Consider the following 17,162-nt stretch of genomic DNA (forward strand, 5'->3'; position numbering starts at 1 on the left):
GGGGCCGTTTGCCTGATCCGGGGCTGAGCTGTTGGAGCCAGGCAGCCCCATCCATCAAGAACCGCGCGGTTCCAGCATTAGCTTATGTAAATCGCTGCGGGATATCCCAAGGCGAGTGTCTTGCGCGCAACAGCCGATTGGCTGGGCAAAGCCGGCAGCTCAGGGCGAAGCCGGCGCGACCGTCGAATGAGGGTCTCGGTGGAGCCCTCGGTCGAATTTCAACCTAGCAATTTTCACCCGAGCAAAAGCCAGGCCATGGAGGCGATGAGAGCCACAAGCGACACGGTCGCAGCGCTTACAAAGGCAATCTCCACACCGTCGATATGGTGGTGGTTTGTATGCATTGAGCGTCCTCCTAGATGGGTGCCCGCGGACCTTGGGACAGCAGCCACGCCGTCAAATTGGCGGTGGTTTCGTCATGCCGCGCCTGCCTCAACAGGGTCTCTCGCTCTCGACAGGGAGGAAGGTTCTTGGCCCGTTGACGTAGCCTTTTGGCTTCCTGGGCAAGGCGTTTTTCAAGCGGGAAAATCTGCCTAACCCGGCGTCGTCGCATCATGGCTCCTCTCTCCAACGCTGACGTTTGGCTGCCCCAAAGCAAAATCAAAAAGCCCGGGAGCGTGAAAAGTTCCCGCCAGCTTCGCGTCAACGAGAAGAAACAGGTGCCACTTTTCGACGTCTCTCATTCGTTCAGCCAAACGAGAATTCGTTGATCGCTATCGTGAAATCAGACGGATGGAACTGCCGCAACGGCGTGGAAGTTACAGGACATGGGCATCGCCAAGGACCTGAAGAAGCAGGCCAAGACCGCCGAGCAGGCGGCGGTCCGGACGGCTGACGAATTCGCAGCCGAGCAAATGAAGAACCTCGCCCAAGCCTTCCGGGCCCAGGCCGAGGTCGTCAAGCGAAACAAGAAAAAGAAGAAAGATGAGCTTCACCGTAAAGGCTAGGTGCAAGTTTGGAGAAATCGTGCACCGTCGCGGCACCGCCGAGGCAGCTCTGCGCAAGGCAAAAGAGCTTTCACGGTCACAATGTTACGACATCCACATCGTGACACCTGAAGGCCGAGACTACGACTCGTCCGAGTTTGGGGATCTTCCCCGCACGCCGTTGGCTGTGCGCGTTGCTCAGAAAGGCCACACCTATCCATAGAGCAGCAGAGGTTTCAAAAAGGCCGGCTCAAAAAGCGGCCCCAGCGAGGGGGTACAGGCTGAGGCCGGAGCAACTTGGTGCTCAATTCTAACCTGGACCCGACATCTGCCGCCTCTCCGTCCGGTATCGGCGCTTACGAAATTGAGGTACCTCTTCTTGGCTACGAAACTCTTGGACCCGCCAGCCGACCAATTGTCGTCAGGATTTTGCATCACCCATCCTGGGGCTAGAGCCATCGCCGCTCGCATGCATTTCAAGCGGGCGGCGTTCGGTTATGAGCGCCCCCCTCCGCGACCCGCCTTGCGCGCGCCATTGGCGAGACAATCAATAGCGGCTGCGATATCCCTGCCGCTGCTGGCCAAATGCCGCGCGAGGATTGATGCCGCAGGTCACGTTCCTTCCGGAAGCTGACGCGAGACACTGGGCGCGGGTTCGGTACATGCAATCGCCGGGATAGCCGACGCCGCGTCCCTGCACGCACCAGGGATAATCCCGGGCGCTGGCCGGGCTCACATTCGCCAGCCCTGCAATGCCGAACGCCAGAACGAACGCCAAGACAGCGAATAGGGCAGTTGTGCGCATGATTGGCTCCTCGCAAGCAATCGAGGACCAACGGAGTGGCAAGATCAGCGTTCCCTTCGGATCGTGGCCGGCCGGTGAGCAAGATCGCGGGCCGCGGCTGGAGCGGCCGCGCCGAGAGCGAGCGCAGGAACCATGCTCCGTTGGGTCGGTTGTCGGAAACCATCCATCCCACACAAGTCAATTGGCATGCCGTCACGACTGCTTTGGTTTCTGGGTTTTCCGGTTCTGGCTGTTCTGGGTGGCTGCGGCGATCAACTCGAGTGCGATTCAATCGTAACCCGGAAGGCCGTGCTCGAGACCATCTCCAACGATCACCGCAATCCGCTGGTCAATTTCGCCGCCAGGGAGTCGACGGCAAAGCCCACTGCGGAAAACTCAAAGCCGCAATACCTCCTCGGTGAAAAGATCGTCACGACGTCGGCCAGTGAGGACAAGCGAACATTGCAGTGTAGCGGCGGCATCTCGGTTTCCCTCGGCGACATCAAGGCTTCCAAGGAAGTCGAATTCACCGTGCAGAAATCAAGCGACGGAAAGCTCGCGGTTTCGGTTGCTCCATTTCAGTTTTGAGATGCGACAAACTCAGTGTCGTCCTGGCGAAAGCCAGGACCCATTACCCCAAATCTCAATTGTTGCGCGACGCTGGGGCCGCGATCCCGTTCATCGTCAAATGCGGTGGTTACGGGTCCTGGCTTTCGCCAGGACGACGATCGTGTGTGAGGAACCCGCACCGTCATAGCCAGGTTGGCGATCCAGTACGCCGCGGCCTCTCGGCTCAATCACCGCGGCCTCTGAAATACTGGATCACCCGCTTTCGCGGGTGATGACACCGAACAGCTGTTTGACAGTTGAACCAGACTGCGAAGCCGCGCCGGCCTTACAGCCCGGTATACCCGGCCTTGACATGGTCGGTGCTGCCGTCGAGCTGGCGCAGATAGGTCAGCCCGCACACCGTCAACCGATGCGGATCGCGCTCGCCGGCGTCGAACAGCGTCTGCACGTACTCCGTCACCTTCGCGCGCGCTTCGTCGCTTGCAGCGGGCGTGCGGTTGAGCAGCAGATCATACGTCTGCATGATCCGATCGATAGCGGCTTCCATTGAAGTCTCCGGGTTGACGCTCAGGCGACCACCAGCGTCTCGGCCTCGAACTTCGCGATCGCCTTGTTGGCGAGGCGGAGGCGGTTCATCTCGCCGCGCTGGAACAGCTTCACGATGATGCCGAGCAGGCGCTCATTGGTGGCGAAATTGTCGGGAATGGCACCGGATTTGCGCAGATAGTTCGAGGCGATCGCGTAGGCGTCACCGACGACCTCGACGTTCAGCACCTCAATCCCGCGTTCGAGCAACATATCCCTGCCTCTCCGTTGGCTAACGGATAAGCCGCAGGGAATGCCTTGGTTCCTCGCCGGGGCTCATTTATTTTCGCAGGTGCAGCATGAAAAACGCACCGGCCGGGCATGACCGATGCGTTGACTGGAGCAAGGTTGAACTGGAGGAAGGCTGCCGGTCTTCTCGAGCGGCCGGCTTGGCCATCAGGCGAAAACAGGAAGGCTTAGAGGCGATACAGGATCTGGTCGGTCCAGAAGCGCTCGAGGCGATGCAGCGACTTGTTGAGGCTCGCGAACTCCTCGTTCGAGATGCCGCCGACCTGCTCCACCGTCTTGACGTGCTTCTGATAGAGCGCATCGACGATCTTGCGGACTTCCTGGCCCTGCGGGGTCAGGCGGATGCGGACCGAACGGCGATCGACGCGCGAGCGCTGATGATCGAGGAAGCCGAGCTCGACGAGCTTCTTCAGATTGTAGGAGACGTTGGAGCCGAGATAGTAGCCGCGGGTGCGCAGCTCGCCGGCGGTCAGTTCCTTGTCGCCGATGTTGTACAGGAGCAGCGCCTGCACCGAGTTGATGTCGGCGCGGCCGCGACGATCGAATTCGTCCTTGATGACGTCGAGGAGCCGGCGATGCAGCCGCTCCACCAAAGTCAGGGCTTCGAGATAGAGCGGCTGCACCGGAGCTTGATCGGCAGCGCGATCAGCGGCATTCGCCGCCGTTGTCGCAACGGCTTTCATCATGACACTTCCCCTGTTTGTCGTTTTTATCGACTTTATTCGACGAAACTTGTGTCCCGCCTGATAGGTCCAACGTAAGGGGGCCGTTTGAATATCCGCTTAAATAAGAGAATAAAGAGATCATGAATTTAAGACAGTGAATCGTGGATTAAGCCCATGGATCAAAGGCTTTTCGCAACTTTTCATTGACGGTGGCAGAGCCTTGTTCACGCTTCGTCTGCCTGCCCTGTCACATTCGGAAACAGCATCGTCTGAATTCGAAACGGTGGCGTAACGGGTATGAGGGAACCCTTTACGGTGACCGATCGGTTACCGGAAAATTCTTTGAAAATTTTATCGGCGTGCAGCGGCGGGACGTGCACGCGATGCGCGCAAGCGGAGCTGATCCGGGGGCCAGACCGGTTCCGCCGTCGGCCCGCGCAAAGCCGGCCGGCACACGCGCCGAGATCCGGTGAAATGGGTCCCGACGGCAGGTCCCGTAGAGACGGTCCCGGAACGGGTTGTCTCAAACGGATGCGATCTGTCGGCACCCACCTATCAGAACCAGCGATGCTGTCTTCTCGTTGCGCGCACCGCTGCCAAATTTTGCCGGCTGCGGCCAGCTATTCATGGCCCTGTCGCCACGGGGCAACAGTGCATCAGGCCATCGCCGCACGCCGGCCTATGGCGGGCGTTCGCGCGCCGACATCCAGGCCAGCGCGAGATAGGCCGCGAGCATCAAGGCCTCGAGCCCGACCACCGTGAGACTGCCGCCATAGATGCCGGGAAACATCAGCTCGATGACCGCCATCGACACCACGGTGGTCAGCCACACCACGGCGCCCCAGGGCGTCGCGAGCCAGAGCCCGACGGCGGCGACGAGCTCGATGACGGCGAAATAGATCGTGGCGGTCTGCCAGGCCATCGACTGGTTTTCGAAGGCCTCCTCCTCGCCGCCGACGAAGCCGGTCACCTGGGCCCAGTGATAGAGGCCCTTGGCGACCGAGACGACGGCCATGATGCGCAGGAAGATGACGAGGCGCCGCGTCCACGCATTGTCGTCCGGCTCGATCCGGTCGGACGAGATCGCGCTCACCGAGATGGCATTGTCCCGCGCCTGATCGCGTGCAGAGGTGTCAGACATCCGAATCGCCGCATAGCGGCTGCAAAATGGGGTTCATGGGCGCAGTCTTGGCCCGCCGGGGACGCAAAATCAATTGCCGTTGCGGCAAATCAAGGGCGCCAAGGATGCAATAGCGGCGCAATGACGGCGCCCCTGACAGGTGCTAGAACTGGACTTATATCAGGTCCAGAACTGCCGTCCGTCGAGGAGAAGAAGACATGGCGATCAAATTCGGGCGCCCCATCGAACTGCGCGATGCGCCGCGGCGCCAGACGGATGCCCTCGCCTCCCCCTCGCTCGACCTCACGATCCGGATGCGGCGCAATCGCAAGTCGGAATGGGCCCGCCGCCTGGTGCGCGAAAACGTGCTGACCACCGATGACCTGATCTGGCCGATGTTCGTGGTCGATGGCCACAACACCCGCACGCCGGTGGCCTCGATGCCCGGCGTCGACCGGCTCACCGTCGACCAGATCGTCCGCGACGCCGAGCGCGCGGCAAAGCTCAACATTCCCTGCACCGCGCTGTTCCCGTTCACCGAGCCCTCGCTGCGCGACGAGCACGGCTCGGAGGCGCTCAATCCCGACAATCTGGTCTGCCAGGCGGTGCGCGCGATCAAGAAGGAGTTTCCCGACATCGGCGTGCTGTGCGACGTCGCGCTCGATCCCTTCACCAGCCACGGCCATGACGGGCTGATCGAGGACGGCAAGATCCTCAACGACGAGACCGTCGCGGTGCTGGTGAAGCAGGCGCTGACCCAGGCCGAGGCCGGCTGCGACGTGATCGCGCCGTCGGACATGATGGATGGCCGGATCGGTGCGATCCGCGAGGCGCTCGATGACAACGGCTTCGGCGACGTGCAGATCATGTCCTATGCGGCGAAATACGCCTCCGCCTTCTATGGGCCGTTCCGCGACGCAATCGGCTCGGCCAAGACGCTGACCGGCGACAAGCGCACCTACCAGATGGACAGCGCCAATTCCGACGAGGCGCTGCGCGAGGTCGAGCTCGACATCGCCGAGGGCGCCGACATGGTGATGGTGAAGCCGGGCATGCCCTATCTCGACATCGTCCGCCGCGTGAAGGACCATTTCGCGATGCCGACCTTCGTGTACCAGGTGTCCGGCGAGTACGCGATGATCGCGGGCGCCGCCGCCAATGGCTGGATCGACGGCGAGCGCGCGATGATGGAGAGCCTGGTCGGCTTCAAGCGCGCCGGCGCCGACGGCATCCTCACCTATTTCGCGCCGAAGGCCGCCGAAAAGATCAAGGCGGAGAGCTGATAGTTTCCTCCGCCGTCATTGCGGAGAGCTCGCGACAAAATTGCAAAGCAATTTTGCACTGAAGCGACGAAGCAATCCATGCCGCCGCGAGCTCAGCAATGCGTTGCTTCGCTCCGCTCGCAATGACGGCGTGGAGGTAGAACCGCTCAATTCAGCCGCCGAATCGCCGGAATATTTCGGCTAGTTAATGTTCGCGCAGGCTTGGCGAACGCGCCTCCTGTTCCCATCTCCTGCGCGGGACTTTCATCGGAGGTTGGTCATGTCCTACGGCAATGACGGCGGCACCTGGCGCAATGAGGCCTGGCGCAACGACGGCGGCGTTCCCCCGCATGCGTTCGATCCGTTGATGCAGCCGGACCTGTTCCGCGGCGTGCTGACGCGGCGCGTGTTTGCATTCCTGATCGACCTGTTCGTGCTGTCGGTGCCGGTGATCCTCGCGGTGATTTTCATCGCGGTGTTCGGCCTCGTCACGCTCGGTCTCGGCTGGGCGCTGTTCTGGCTGGTCTCGCCGGCCTCGATTGTCTGGGCGATCGTCTATTACGGCGCCTCGATCGGCGGGCAGCACTCGGCCACCATTGGCATGCGCATGATGGATCTGGAACTGCGGACCTGGTACGGCGCGCGCGGCTATTTCGTGCTCGGCGCCACCCATGCGGTGCTGTTCTGGGTGACGATCTCGTTCCTGTCGCCGCTGGTGCTTCTGGTTGGGCTGCTCAACGGCCGCCGCCGGCTGCTGCATGACATCATCCTCGGAACCGTCATTATCAACAGCTCGGTCCGGACCCCGGTCGCCCCGGCCGCGCGGGCCTCCTATTAGGCCCGCCTAAACCAATTGACCGTTAGCCTCAGGGGGGCGATGCTTACTCGGCTGCCTGTATTGTTTGTGGAGCCCGACGATCTGACGTGACCCAGCATTCGCGTGATACTCCCCAGTTCTATTTGACGGCGCCCTCGCCCTGCCCGTATTTGCCGGGCCGCCACGAGCGGAAGGTTTTCACGCACCTGGTCGGCGACAAAGCGGGCGATCTCAACGACTTGCTGACCCATGGCGGCTTCCGCCGCAGCCAGTCGATCGCCTACCGCCCGGCCTGCGACCAGTGCCGGGCTTGCGTCTCGGTCCGGGTGATCGCCAACGAATTCCGTCCCTCCCGCAACTTCCGCAAAGTGCTGGCCCGCAACGCCGACGTCATCGGCGAGCAGCGCACCGCGGTGCCGACCTCGGAGCAATATTCGGTCTTCCGCGCCTATCTCGACCGCCGCCACCGCAACGGCGGGATGGCCGACATGACCGTGCTCGACTACGCCATGATGGTCGAGGACAGCCATGTCGAGACCCGGATCATCGAGTACCGCAAGCGCAATGCCGACAGCGCGATCACCGGCCGCGGCGACGAGCTGATGGCGGTGGCGCTGACCGACGTGCTCAGCGACGGGCTGTCGATGGTCTATTCGTTCTTCGAGCCCGGGCTGGAGGCCCGCTCGCTCGGTACCTTCATGATCCTCGATCACATCGCCCGCGCCCGCCGGCAGGGCCTGCCCTACGTCTATCTCGGGTACTGGATCGAGGGCTCCAAGAAGATGGACTACAAGGGCCGCTTCCTGCCGCAGCAGCGGCTCGCGCCGTCGGGCTGGCTGCGCGTCGACGCCTCAGGCGAGGTGCTCGCCGAGCCGCAGGACTAGCTGCCGAAGAACGTATCGATCAGCAGCTTCACGTTCAGGATCACGATCAGCCCGGCGACGATCCAAGCCGCCACCGCGACGGGGCGCGAAATCGCAAATGCGCCCATCTTGCGCTTGTCGGATACGAAGCGCACCAGCGGGATCACCGCGAACGGCAGCTGCATCGACAGCACGACCTGGCTGAACACCAGCAGCTGCGCCGTACCGCTCTCGCCATAGAGCGCGGCGACCACGATGACAGGGACGATCGCGATGCCGCGGGTCACCAGCCGCTGCAGCCAGTCGGGCAGCCGCAGATCGAGAAAGCCCTGCATCACGATCTGGCCGGCCAGCGTCGCCGTTACCGTCGAGTTGAGGCCGGACGCCAGCAGCGCCACGGCAAACAGCGTCGAGGCGATGCCCAGGCCAAGCAGCGGCGACAGCAGCTCGAACGCCTGGTCGATCTCGGCGACATCGGAGTGGCCGCTCTTGTGGAAGGTCGCGGCCGCCAGCACCAGGATCGCGGCATTGACGAACAGCGCCAGCATCAGCGCGATGGTGGAATCGGTGGTCGCCCACTTGATCGCGTCGCGCCGCCCCTCCTCGGTGCGCGGATAGGCGCGGGTCTGCACGATCGAGGAGTGCAGATAGAGATTATGCGGCATCACGGTGGCGCCGATGATGCCGATCGCGATGTAGAGCATCTCCGGATTGGTGACGATCTCGCGCGACGGCACGAAGCCGCGGATCACGGCGGCAACCGGCGGCGCGGCGGCGGCGATCTGGACGACGAAGCAGACCGCGATGACGATCAGGAGCGCGATGACGAAGGCCTCGAGGAAGCGGAAGCCGCGGTTCATCAGAAGCAGCAGCAGGAATGCATCGAGCGCCGCCAGCAGCGCGCCGCCGATCAGGGGAATGCCGAACAGCAGCTTGAGCGCGATCGCGGTGCCGATCACCTCGGCGAGGTCGCAGGCGATGATCGCGGCCTCGCAGGCGAGCCACAGCAGCAGGTTCACCGGCCGCGAATAGGTCGCGCGGCAGGCCTGGGCGAGATCGCGGTCGGTGGCGATGCCAAGCCTTGCTGCTAGCGCCTGCAGCAGGATCGCCATCAGGTTGGAGAGCAGGATGACCGACAGTAACGTGTAGCCAAACTTCGATCCGCCCGCGAGGTCGGTGGCCCAGTTGCCGGGGTCCATATAGCCGACCGAAACCAGATAGCCCGGCCCGGCAAACGCCAGCAGCCGCCGCCACCACAGGCCGCCTGACGGCACCGCGACGGTCGCGTTCACTTCCGGCAGGCTGCGCACATGTCCGGCATCGCCCCGCCAGCCGCCTGGCACGGCATTGGGAACGGAAACGGAAGAGAGTTCAGGGGTCCGAGCATCCATCCGCCAAGGATGGCCGATCTCTCCCGTTATTGCAACTCATTTGCAACTGCATCTAGACTCACGAAAATGATATCAGTCTCCCAGCTTGTAAAGCACTGAGGAAGTGCTTTACGTTAGATACATGATCAAGCTGCCCGTCGAGACGCCCACCGCAACGCTGCGCTACGCCCTCGCCCCTGACCCTTCGGGCATCGAGGCGATCGAGGCGACCTTTGCGGCCTATGACCGGATGATGGCGATCCTCGCCGAGGTCGCCCCCGTCGGCGCCAACCTGGTCTCGCTGCACGCCCAGGCCTACGAGAAGATCCGCAAGGAGACCGGCCTGCCCGCACGGCTGGTGACGCTCGGCCTGCGCGACCGCGCCAATTACATCGCGGGCGCCGCCGTCCGCCGGATACCGCTCGACGACAAGTTGTTCGCGATCAAGGGCCCAACTTCACTGACCATTAGCACTGTCAGCGGACGCGTCTTGGTGCCGTTCGACGTGCCGGGATATGTCTCGGGCTGGGAAAGCCCCTTCCCGGCGCATTTGATCTCGGATGGACGCGGCTACGAAATCCACATCGCCGTCAAATCGAAATCAGCACCACCGGAGGAGAAGACCATGCTTCACGAAGGCATCCTTGCGCGCATGGGCCGGCTTCTTGCCGCCATCGCGAGCCAGACCATCGACAATGTCGAGAACAACAACAAGGTCGCGCTGGTCAAACAGGCGATCCGCGAGATCGACGCCGGCGCCGACGAGGCGCGCTATGCGCTCGGCAAGTCGCGCGCCGAAGAATTCCGTTTGAAGAAGCGGCGCGAAGAACTGGATACCGAAACGACTGGTCTGAACGAGAAGATTCGTCTCGCACTTGCGGAAAATCGCGAGGATCTCGCGCGCGCCGGCGTCGCACGGCAAATTGATCTGGAGTCGCAGGTGATCGCGCTGGAACGCGCGATGGATTTCATCGAGCTCGAAATCGACGAGCAGACCAAGGCGCTGCAGGCCATGCTCGGCGCGCGCCGCGAGGCGGAGACGCGCCTGGCCGATCTGGAGCAAAGCCTGATCCGCGAGGCCCAGGACGAAACCAGCCGGGGCCCATCCGCGACCAATACATTGAGTGCTGAGCGCGCCATGGCGGCGATCGCCCGGGTCACCGGTGTTCCCGCCTCCAGCGTGCTCGGCGACAAGGAGCTTGACGAACTCGATCGCCTGCATCGCGAAAAGGAAATCGCGGCGCGGCTTGAAAGGATCAAGTCAGAAAAATGAGTGCAGTTGGCGACATTCTGCTCGCCCCCGACGTGCGGCCCTTCGCGGTCGCGGCTGCGATCATGGTGGCACTTGGCGGTATCGAATTGCTGAGCACCATGATCGGACTTTCGATCAGCGAACTCATCGGCAAGGATTTCGCGGTCGAGGCCGAGAGCCACAACGCTCTCAGTGGCCTGTTTCTCTGGATCAACGCCGGGCGGCTTCCCCTCCTGATCCTGATCATCCTGATCCTCGGCATCTTCTCGATCGGAGGCTTCCTGCTTCAGGGACTGGCGCATGCCGCAGGCACCGCCATCCCGGTCTCGCTTGCCGCGGTGGTTGCTGCCGCAGGCAGCATCCCCGTGATCAGAAATACCAGCCGCGGCCTCGCCCGCGTCATTCCGCGCGACGAGAGCTATGCGGTCAACGACAGCGACTTTGTCGGCAAGGTCGCAACCGTGTCGGTCGGCCCGCTCGATCAGGGCCTGCCCGGCAGGGTCCGTCTCAAGGATGTCTTCGGCAACTGGCACACCGTGTCGGCGCGTGCCAGCGCGGAGTCCGGGGCATTGCCGGTCGGCGCCAGCGTGCTGCTGGTCGATCGCGATGCCAAGGGCTTCATCGCGATTGCCGCTCCAGCCGACCTCGTCGAACAACAACCGTCTTCCAACAGGGCATAACACATGTGGGAACTTGCTGTACCCGTCGTTATTGGCGTCATCGTCATCCTCGTTATCGGTCTCTTGTTCGCAAAGCTCTACAAGCGCTCGACGCGCGATGAGGCCTATGTCCGCACCGGCCTCGGCGGCCAGAAGGTGGTGCTCGACGGCGGCTCGCTCGTGCTGCCGATCTTCCACTCCACCGCGGCGGTGAACCTGAAGACGCTGCGGCTCGAGGTCGCGCGCGGCGGCCCGGACTCGCTGATCACCAAGGACCGCATGCGCGTCGATATCGGCGCCGAGTTCTATCTGCGCGTCAAACCCGACTCGTCGTCGATCGCGCTCGCCGCGCAGACGCTCGGCAACCGCACCAATGACGCGGCCGAGCTGCGCGAGCTGGTCGAGGCCAAGTTCGTCGACGGCCTGCGCTCGGTCGCCGCGACGATGAACCTCGAGGAATTGCAGGAGCAGCGCGCCACCTTCGTCAAGGCGGTGCAGGACGCGGTCGGCGCCGACATCCAGAATAACGGTCTCGAGCTTGAATCGGTGTCGCTGACGAAGCTCGACCAGAGCGACATCAAGCACTTCAACCCGAGCAATTTCTTCGACGCGCATGGCCTGACCACGCTGACCAAGATCACCAAGGAGCGTGAGCAGGAGCGCAACCAGATCGTCCGCACCACCGAGGTCAACATCGCCCAGCAGGACCTGGTAGCGCGGCAGACCACGCTGACAATCGAAAGCACCAAGCGCGAGGCCGAGCTCGCCCAGCAGCGCGACATCGCCAACAAGACCGCCGCGATGCGCGCGCAAACGGCGCAGGTCGAGCAGACCGCGTTGCAGAACGAGGCCGAATACCGCATCCAGCAGGAGCTCGCGGTCGCCAACAAGCAGACCGAGGCCAACCAGGCCCGCGACACCCGCAAGATCGAAGCCGATCTTGCGGTCAAGCGCCGCAACACCGAGATGGAGCGCGACCTTCAGATCGTGGCGCAGGAAAGCGCCATCGCGGTCGCAGCCAAGAGCAAGGAGCAGTCGGAGGCCCAGACCATCGCCGAGACCGCGCGCGCGGTCGCGATCGCCGCCGAGGAAAAGGTCACCACCGCCCGCGCCACCGAGATCGCCGAGCGCGACAAGATCATCAACGTGATCGCGGCGCGCAAGGCGGCCGAGACCGACGCGATGCCGATCACGGTGATGGCCGAGGCCGAGCGCCAGGCCGCAGCCAACAAGGCGGAAGCCACCAACGTGCTCGCCAAGGCCGATGCGGCCGCCGCCACCACCCGCGCCGCCGGCGTCAAGGCGCTCGGCCAGGCCGAAGCCGAGGTCGCGACGATGAAGGCGGAGGCGCGCAACAGACTGAGCGCCGACATGATCGCCTACGATCTCAACCTCGCGCGGATCAACGTGATCCCGAGCGCGCTCGCCGAGGCGGTGAAGCCGATCGAGAAGATCTCCGACATCCGGATCTTCGACACCGGCAGCATGCTCGGCCGCGGCGGCGCCAACGGCCACGCCAACGGCAATGGCGGCCTCGGGCTCGGCGACGGCCTCGCCGCGCAGCTGCTGTCGGTCTCGGCGTTCAAGCCGATGATCGACAAGATCCTCTCGGAGGCAGGCTTCCCGGCCGGAGCCGACGCACTCACCAGCCTGACCAGCGCGCTGGCGCAGCACAAGGCCGAGGTCGCCCCGTCGTCTGCAAACGGCGAGGACAGCCGTCCTGCAACACTGGTCGGCACCATCACCGGCCAGCTCGCGCCCACGCCGCAATAAAAGCGCCGAGGTGTTGGGCTGAATGAGTCTGATGGCAAACGCACTTCACCTCTCCCGCTTTGCGGTGGAGGTTGGATCGCATCGACAGATGCGATCCTGTTGCCGCCTCAGGGCGTGATGTTCCCACAGATGGCGCCTGAGCATGGGCGCATTCTTGCCCGTGCATGTCCGCCGTAGGTTGAACAAGTTGTTCTAGGCGAATGGCATGTCGATGAGCCGAAGCTGGATCGCCTTCGCTATCGCATGCGGCCTGTTCGACGCGTTGAGGTGCGCGATCGCACGCTTCATGTGAGAACGTACGGTCTCGCAGGACAAACCGAGGATCAGGGCAATGTCATCCGAGGTCTTCCCTTGCGCGGCGAGGGACAGGCACTCCTTCTCACGCGCGCTGAGCCAGGCCTTGGTGTCGGCGGCTTGGTTCCACAACCATCTCCGGAGAGAGGTGTTCTGGAATTGATGACACAGTGCGAACAGCCCATTGACAACCGTCGGTGAAGAACCGGTCTCGTACTTCGTCGCGCTTTCCGAAATCGCGCTGACGAACGCAAATGACCCGTTCGGCATGTGCATCGGAATCGTGATTCCGTAGTGCAGGTTCTTGTCGTTCAGGTGGTCCACGCACGCCCGCTCGCCAGTGCTCAGGCGTTCATGGGCTTGTACGTCGATCCACTTCAGGGGCAAGGTTGTCGTGAAGCAGAACCGGTAGTAGGGATCGCAAAGGTGGCTCCAGTGCCGATCCCATCGATTTGGAAAGGCTCGCGTCTTCACGACGGGTGACGTGAAGCTGCCGTCTTGCGCTCTCGGCGTGCTGGCCATGCCGTAGGCGAAGGAGGAAAAACCCAGCTCCGACAGGGCTTGATGCAAGGCATCCAGGGCGGACTCGAGGTCACCCGCCTGTTCGAGGTCGGCCGCGAAGCGTCCCATCAGAGCTTCGCGGTCGGCGGTGGGAAATGCGTGCGCTGCTGGGAGAGACATCGAGGTCCATCTCTCATCATGGGCCATAATGCTCCGCCTGCGGCTCGCCTGTGTCAAGCCACGCTAGGAGGCCAGCTTCGGTCGCCGATGCTGCCAGGGGCGCGTCGCGCCTTCGAACGCGGACGCGATGCGGAACACCCTCAGGTCGTCATAGGCTGGACCGACAATCTGCATCCCGGTGGGCACGCTTGTTTCGGCATCGAAACCGGTGGGCACGGACATCACCGGGAGGATGCCGACCAGGTTGAAGGGATACGTCATGAACCAGCCGATAAAGGGGTTCACCGGCTTCCCGTTGATGGTGAGCGGCTCTTCGCTGCTGCGCCCTGCGACGATCTTCGTCGTCGCGGTGGTCGGACAGATCAGCGCGTCGTGGGTCTCGAAGAGCTTCGACATCGACGCGTACATCTTCTGCCGCACGGTATTCAGGTTGTAGAACTTCGTGACGTCGAGCTTCTTGCCCTCTTCGAGGATCTTGATGACGTACGGGTCCACGTCGTTGCGGGACTTGGTCAGAAGACTGCCCGCCAGCGCGTAGAACACGCCCTGCCACCGGGTGTTCCATGTCTCTTCGATTTCCTTGGTCCAGCCGATGTCGACCTCATCGACCACGGCGCCGAGCGAACGCAGGACCGACACAGCATTGCGTGTGTTCTTCTCGACCTCAGGATCGACCGCGAAATAGCCCAGGTCCATCGACAGCGCGATCCTCATGCCGGCGATGCCGTCGAAGGTCGGCGGGATGACCACCTTGTCCCGCAGGGACGACATGTCGGCCGGATGCTGGCCGGAAGTGACATTCTGCATCAGCCCGCAATCGCCGACGCTGCGGGCCAGTGCGCCATAATGGATCAGCCACTCATTCGGGTGCTCGCGGTCGTTGGGGTTGCGTCCCCATGGCGGCTTGTAGCCGAACACGCCGTTCATCGCGGCCGGGATGCGAATAGACCCGCCACCATCCGTGCCGTCCGACAAGGTCGTGTAGCCGGCGGCCAGGGCCGCGCCGCCTCCGCCGGTCGAGCCGCCGGGGGTATAGGCAGGGTTCCACGGGTTGTGCGTGACGCCCCAAAGCAAGGACGCCGTCACACCTGAATGCGCGAACTCCGGTGTCGTCGTGCGGCAATGCATGATCGCCCCTGCGGCGAGAAGGCGCTCCACAGTCGGCGCGGATTGGTCCGGAACGAAATCCTTGTAGAGCCGCGAGCCGTAGGTGGTGATCTTGCCCTTGACGGAGTGATAGTCCTTGATGGCAAGCGTGATGCCTTCCAGCGGGCGGACCGCTTCACCGCGCACGTACTTGCGCTCCGCAATTCGCGCCTGTTCCAGCGCCTCGTCGAAATAGGTGTACGTCGTTGCCTTGAGCGTCGGCTCCCATGCTTCGACCTGTTTGATCTGCGCCCGCAGCAGTTCGACCGGCGATAGCGTCTTGGCCTTGAATCTCGCGAGCGCCTCGCCGGCCGTCAGATAGGCAATGTCGTCGGCATCGGCCTTTTCGGACGGCCCCGCGGCGGCCGCGCGCGATGCTGCCGGCAGGACCGCCCCCGCGACGCCTGCAAGGGCGATGCTCAGGAGCCGGCGACGCTCCGGATTCGGCTGGGCTTCAAAACTCTCGTAGGAGGCTTGGCTCATGATTTCTCGTCTCCCGTTGGTGGAGCCGGTGAGCGACCGGACAGCTTCCGCCAATTCGACGCCGCGCGATTCCAAGTCACAATTCCCCTAAAGGGTGAATCGAGATGAGAACGAGACGGAAATGGTGCTGCCCGCCACGCGGGCCTTTGTTTTGGTGTTGTCGGGAAACGGGTGGGATCGGGCCTGTTCCAACCACACACTATGGGCAGTCGAATGATCAAGGATTCCGTCATGTCTGCCGATACGCCTCGCCTGCCGGCCACCTTCAACCGCCTGGCCTGGTCCAACCTCGCCGCGCAGTCGGCCGAACAGATTGCGCTTGCGGCTGCGCCGATCGTCGCCGTGCTGCTGCTCGGCGTCGGCGAAGGCCAGACCGGCCTGTTGCAGACCGCGCTGACGCTGCCCTTCATCCTGTTTGCGATCCCCGCCGGCCTGCTCGCCGACCGCGTGTCGCGGCGCTGGGTGATGGCGGGGTCCGAAGCGCTGCGCGCGGCCGCGCTTGCCGCGATCCTGCTGCTCTTGTGGCTGGGCCTGATGACGCTGCCGCTGCTGGCCCTGCTCGGCTTCATCGCGGTCTGCGGCACGGTCGCCTATAGCGTCGCTGCGCCGGCGCTGGTCCCCTCGCTGGTGACGTCACAGCAATTGCCGGCGGCGAACGCCCGCATCGAGCTCGCGCGCACCGTCGCGTTCGCCAGCGGCCCCGCGCTCGGCGGCGTGCTGGTCGGCTGGGTCGGTGCCGCGCCGGCGTTCGGCTTCGCCGCGGCATTGTCGGCGATCGCAGTCGTGCTGCTCGCCGGCATCTACGAGCCGGCGCGCCAGCCTGCCCCGCGGCGCCATCCGTTGCAGGACATCAAGGAAGGCGCAGCCTTCGTGATGCACCACGCCTTGCTGCGACCAGTGTTCATCACCCAGTTCATCTTCAACACGGCGTCGTTCCTGCTGCTCGCCGTGTTCGTGCCCTATGCGGTGCGTCATCTCGGGCTCAGCGCGACCGGTGTCGGCACCACGCTTGCGATGTACGGCGTCGGCATGGTGGTCGGCGCGCTGTTCGCAACGCGCGTGATGAAGCGGCTGGCGTTCGGCACCGTGATCGGGCTCGGCCCGGTCACCGGCTTCGTCGCCGCGGCCGTGATGGCGCTGACGACCTTGATCGCGACGCCGCTGCTCGCGGGCCTCAGCTTCTTCCTGCTCGGCGTCGGCCCGATCCTATGGGTGATCTCGACCACCACGCTGCGGCAGTCGGTGACGCCGCCCTCGCTGCTCGGCCGCGTCTCGGCGATCAACATCATGAGCTACGGCGCGCGCCCGCTCGGCTCCGCGCTCGGCGCCATCGTCGGCGGCCTCTACGGCGCCGAAGCCTGCCTCTATCTCGCGGCCGCGATCTTCGCCGCCCAGGCGCTGGTGATCTTGATGTCGCCCGCGGTGTCGCTGACGCGGCAGCCCGACATGGTCGGCGAACCCGCGCGCTGCTGAGCGAGACTATCGCATCCCGTCATTGCGAGCGGAGCGAAGCAATCCATGTCGCCACTTGCGGGGAGATGGATTGCTTCGTCGCTTCGCTTCTCGCAATGACGGTGGAGAGACGCTAAAGCGGGATGGGTTTAGGTTGAATCGATTTGGGATTCCCAAATCAGTGTGTTTCTGATTCACCATGCTGGCTGGA

17 protein-coding genes are annotated in these 17,162 nt (G+C 63.5%); 9 read left to right on the plus strand and 8 right to left on the minus strand.

The genetic code is table 11. The features are described 5' to 3' along the window. Positions 1-767: 767 nt before the first annotated feature. Positions 768-947: a hypothetical protein gene (locus tag IF803_RS06660; protein ID WP_028340956.1), complete on the plus strand. Its 180-nt coding sequence runs from the start codon at positions 768-770 to the stop codon at positions 945-947. Between the two features lie 526 nt (positions 948-1,473). On the opposite strand, the gene IF803_RS06665 is transcribed toward IF803_RS06660, so the two are convergent. Continuing rightward, the gene (locus tag IF803_RS06665; RefSeq protein WP_461191652.1) at positions 1,474-1,731 is read right to left on the minus strand and encodes a DUF3551 domain-containing protein; all 258 of its coding nucleotides are present in this window, start codon (positions 1,729-1,731) and stop codon (positions 1,474-1,476) included. Between the two features lie 186 nt (positions 1,732-1,917). Between IF803_RS06665 and IF803_RS06670 the strand changes: the two genes are divergently transcribed. After that, the gene (locus tag IF803_RS06670; protein WP_461191653.1) at positions 1,918-2,298 is read left to right on the plus strand and encodes a hypothetical protein; all 381 of its coding nucleotides are present in this window, start codon (positions 1,918-1,920) and stop codon (positions 2,296-2,298) included. Positions 2,299-2,605: 307 nt separating this feature from the next. On the opposite strand, the gene IF803_RS06675 is transcribed toward IF803_RS06670, so the two are convergent. From IF803_RS06675 to IF803_RS06690, 4 genes are all read right to left on the minus strand, one after another. Then, a complete protein-coding gene (locus IF803_RS06675; protein ID WP_016845010.1) occupies positions 2,606-2,827 on the minus strand; it encodes a hypothetical protein in 222 nt (73 codons plus the stop codon). 20 nt (positions 2,828-2,847) lie between these two features. Beyond that, a complete protein-coding gene (locus IF803_RS06680) occupies positions 2,848-3,078 on the minus strand; it encodes a hypothetical protein (protein ID WP_016845011.1) in 231 nt (76 codons plus the stop codon). A gap of 203 nt (positions 3,079-3,281) precedes the next feature. Continuing rightward, positions 3,282-3,800 (minus strand): transcriptional regulator LdtR, encoded by a 519-nt coding sequence (ldtR, locus tag IF803_RS06685; RefSeq protein ID WP_028340958.1) that lies wholly within the window; start codon positions 3,798-3,800, stop codon positions 3,282-3,284. A 658-nt stretch (positions 3,801-4,458) separates the two neighbouring features. Continuing rightward, positions 4,459-4,920 (minus strand): DUF6163 family protein, encoded by a 462-nt coding sequence (locus IF803_RS06690; RefSeq protein ID WP_016845013.1) that lies wholly within the window; start codon positions 4,918-4,920, stop codon positions 4,459-4,461. A 197-nt stretch (positions 4,921-5,117) separates the two neighbouring features. Between IF803_RS06690 and hemB the strand changes: the two genes are divergently transcribed. From hemB to IF803_RS06705, 3 genes are all read left to right on the plus strand, one after another. Beyond that, positions 5,118-6,182, plus strand: coding sequence for a porphobilinogen synthase (hemB, locus tag IF803_RS06695; RefSeq protein ID WP_461191654.1), 1,065 nt, complete (start codon positions 5,118-5,120; stop codon positions 6,180-6,182). Between the two features lie 259 nt (positions 6,183-6,441). Next, entirely contained in the window at positions 6,442-6,999 is a 558-nt protein-coding gene (locus IF803_RS06700; protein WP_461191655.1) for an RDD family protein, read from the plus strand. An 86-nt stretch (positions 7,000-7,085) separates the two neighbouring features. After that, positions 7,086-7,862, plus strand: a complete 777-nt coding sequence (locus tag IF803_RS06705; RefSeq protein ID WP_028340961.1) for an arginyltransferase — start codon at positions 7,086-7,088, stop codon at positions 7,860-7,862. On the opposite strand, the gene IF803_RS06710 is transcribed toward IF803_RS06705, so the two are convergent. Then, positions 7,859-9,232 (minus strand): Nramp family divalent metal transporter, encoded by a 1,374-nt coding sequence (locus IF803_RS06710; RefSeq protein ID WP_461191656.1) that lies wholly within the window; start codon positions 9,230-9,232, stop codon positions 7,859-7,861. The two genes, IF803_RS06705 and IF803_RS06710, sit on opposite strands and share 4 nt — an antisense overlap. A gap of 121 nt (positions 9,233-9,353) precedes the next feature. On the opposite strand from IF803_RS06710, the gene IF803_RS06715 reads away from it, so the two are divergent. Genes IF803_RS06715 through IF803_RS06725 form a run of 3 tightly spaced genes read left to right on the plus strand, consistent with a single transcriptional unit; the run spans position 9,354 to position 12,895 of the window. Beyond that, the gene (locus IF803_RS06715; RefSeq protein WP_461191657.1) at positions 9,354-10,484 is read left to right on the plus strand and encodes a PspA/IM30 family protein; all 1,131 of its coding nucleotides are present in this window, start codon (positions 9,354-9,356) and stop codon (positions 10,482-10,484) included. Next, complete coding sequence (locus tag IF803_RS06720) at positions 10,481-11,143, plus strand: OB-fold-containig protein (RefSeq protein WP_461191658.1); 663 nt, start codon at positions 10,481-10,483, stop codon at positions 11,141-11,143. The genes IF803_RS06715 and IF803_RS06720 overlap by 4 nt, the downstream gene beginning before the upstream one ends. Positions 11,144-11,146: 3 nt before the next feature. Beyond that, positions 11,147-12,895 (plus strand): flotillin family protein, encoded by a 1,749-nt coding sequence (locus tag IF803_RS06725; RefSeq protein ID WP_461191659.1) that lies wholly within the window; start codon positions 11,147-11,149, stop codon positions 12,893-12,895. A gap of 192 nt (positions 12,896-13,087) precedes the next feature. Here the strand turns inward: IF803_RS06725 and IF803_RS06730 are convergent, their stop codons facing one another. Further along, a complete protein-coding gene (locus IF803_RS06730; RefSeq protein ID WP_304495626.1) occupies positions 13,088-13,819 on the minus strand; it encodes a helix-turn-helix transcriptional regulator in 732 nt (243 codons plus the stop codon). A gap of 114 nt (positions 13,820-13,933) precedes the next feature. After that, positions 13,934-15,574 carry an amidase gene (locus IF803_RS06735; RefSeq protein WP_461191660.1) on the minus strand — a complete coding sequence of 547 codons (1,641 nt, stop codon included), beginning with the start codon at positions 15,572-15,574 and terminating at the stop codon, positions 13,934-13,936. A 156-nt stretch (positions 15,575-15,730) separates the two neighbouring features. On the opposite strand from IF803_RS06735, the gene IF803_RS06740 reads away from it, so the two are divergent. Then, complete coding sequence (locus IF803_RS06740; protein WP_461191661.1) at positions 15,731-16,972, plus strand: MFS transporter; 1,242 nt, start codon at positions 15,731-15,733, stop codon at positions 16,970-16,972. Positions 16,973-17,162 lie beyond the last annotated feature (190 nt).

The sequence above is a fragment of the Bradyrhizobium sp. UFLA06-06 genome (assembly GCF_054820065.1).

What these genes read in the sequence shown, in the direction of transcription:
- IF803_RS06720 (WP_461191658.1), top strand. Translation starts at nt 10,481, where the DNA reads ATGAGTGCAGTTGGCGACATTCTGCTCGCCCCCGACGTGCGGCCCTTC.
- IF803_RS06740 (WP_461191661.1), top strand. Translation starts at nt 15,731, where the DNA reads ATGTCTGCCGATACGCCTCGCCTGCCGGCCACCTTCAACCGCCTGGCC.
- IF803_RS06700 (WP_461191655.1), top strand. Translation starts at nt 6,442, where the DNA reads ATGTCCTACGGCAATGACGGCGGCACCTGGCGCAATGAGGCCTGGCGC.
- IF803_RS06710 (WP_461191656.1), bottom strand. Translation starts at nt 9,232, where the DNA reads ATGGATGCTCGGACCCCTGAACTCTCTTCCGTTTCCGTTCCCAATGCC.
- IF803_RS06665 (WP_461191652.1), bottom strand. Translation starts at nt 1,731, where the DNA reads ATGCGCACAACTGCCCTATTCGCTGTCTTGGCGTTCGTTCTGGCGTTC.
- IF803_RS06715 (WP_461191657.1), top strand. Translation starts at nt 9,354, where the DNA reads ATGATCAAGCTGCCCGTCGAGACGCCCACCGCAACGCTGCGCTACGCC.
- IF803_RS06660 (WP_028340956.1), top strand. Translation starts at nt 768, where the DNA reads ATGGGCATCGCCAAGGACCTGAAGAAGCAGGCCAAGACCGCCGAGCAG.
- IF803_RS06730 (WP_304495626.1), bottom strand. Translation starts at nt 13,819, where the DNA reads ATGGGACGCTTCGCGGCCGACCTCGAACAGGCGGGTGACCTCGAGTCC.
- IF803_RS06725 (WP_461191659.1), top strand. Translation starts at nt 11,147, where the DNA reads ATGTGGGAACTTGCTGTACCCGTCGTTATTGGCGTCATCGTCATCCTC.
- hemB (WP_461191654.1), top strand. Translation starts at nt 5,118, where the DNA reads ATGGCGATCAAATTCGGGCGCCCCATCGAACTGCGCGATGCGCCGCGG.
- IF803_RS06680 (WP_016845011.1), bottom strand. Translation starts at nt 3,078, where the DNA reads ATGTTGCTCGAACGCGGGATTGAGGTGCTGAACGTCGAGGTCGTCGGT.
- IF803_RS06675 (WP_016845010.1), bottom strand. Translation starts at nt 2,827, where the DNA reads ATGGAAGCCGCTATCGATCGGATCATGCAGACGTATGATCTGCTGCTC.
- ldtR (WP_028340958.1), bottom strand. Translation starts at nt 3,800, where the DNA reads ATGATGAAAGCCGTTGCGACAACGGCGGCGAATGCCGCTGATCGCGCT.
- IF803_RS06670 (WP_461191653.1), top strand. Translation starts at nt 1,918, where the DNA reads ATGCCGTCACGACTGCTTTGGTTTCTGGGTTTTCCGGTTCTGGCTGTT.
- IF803_RS06690 (WP_016845013.1), bottom strand. Translation starts at nt 4,920, where the DNA reads ATGTCTGACACCTCTGCACGCGATCAGGCGCGGGACAATGCCATCTCG.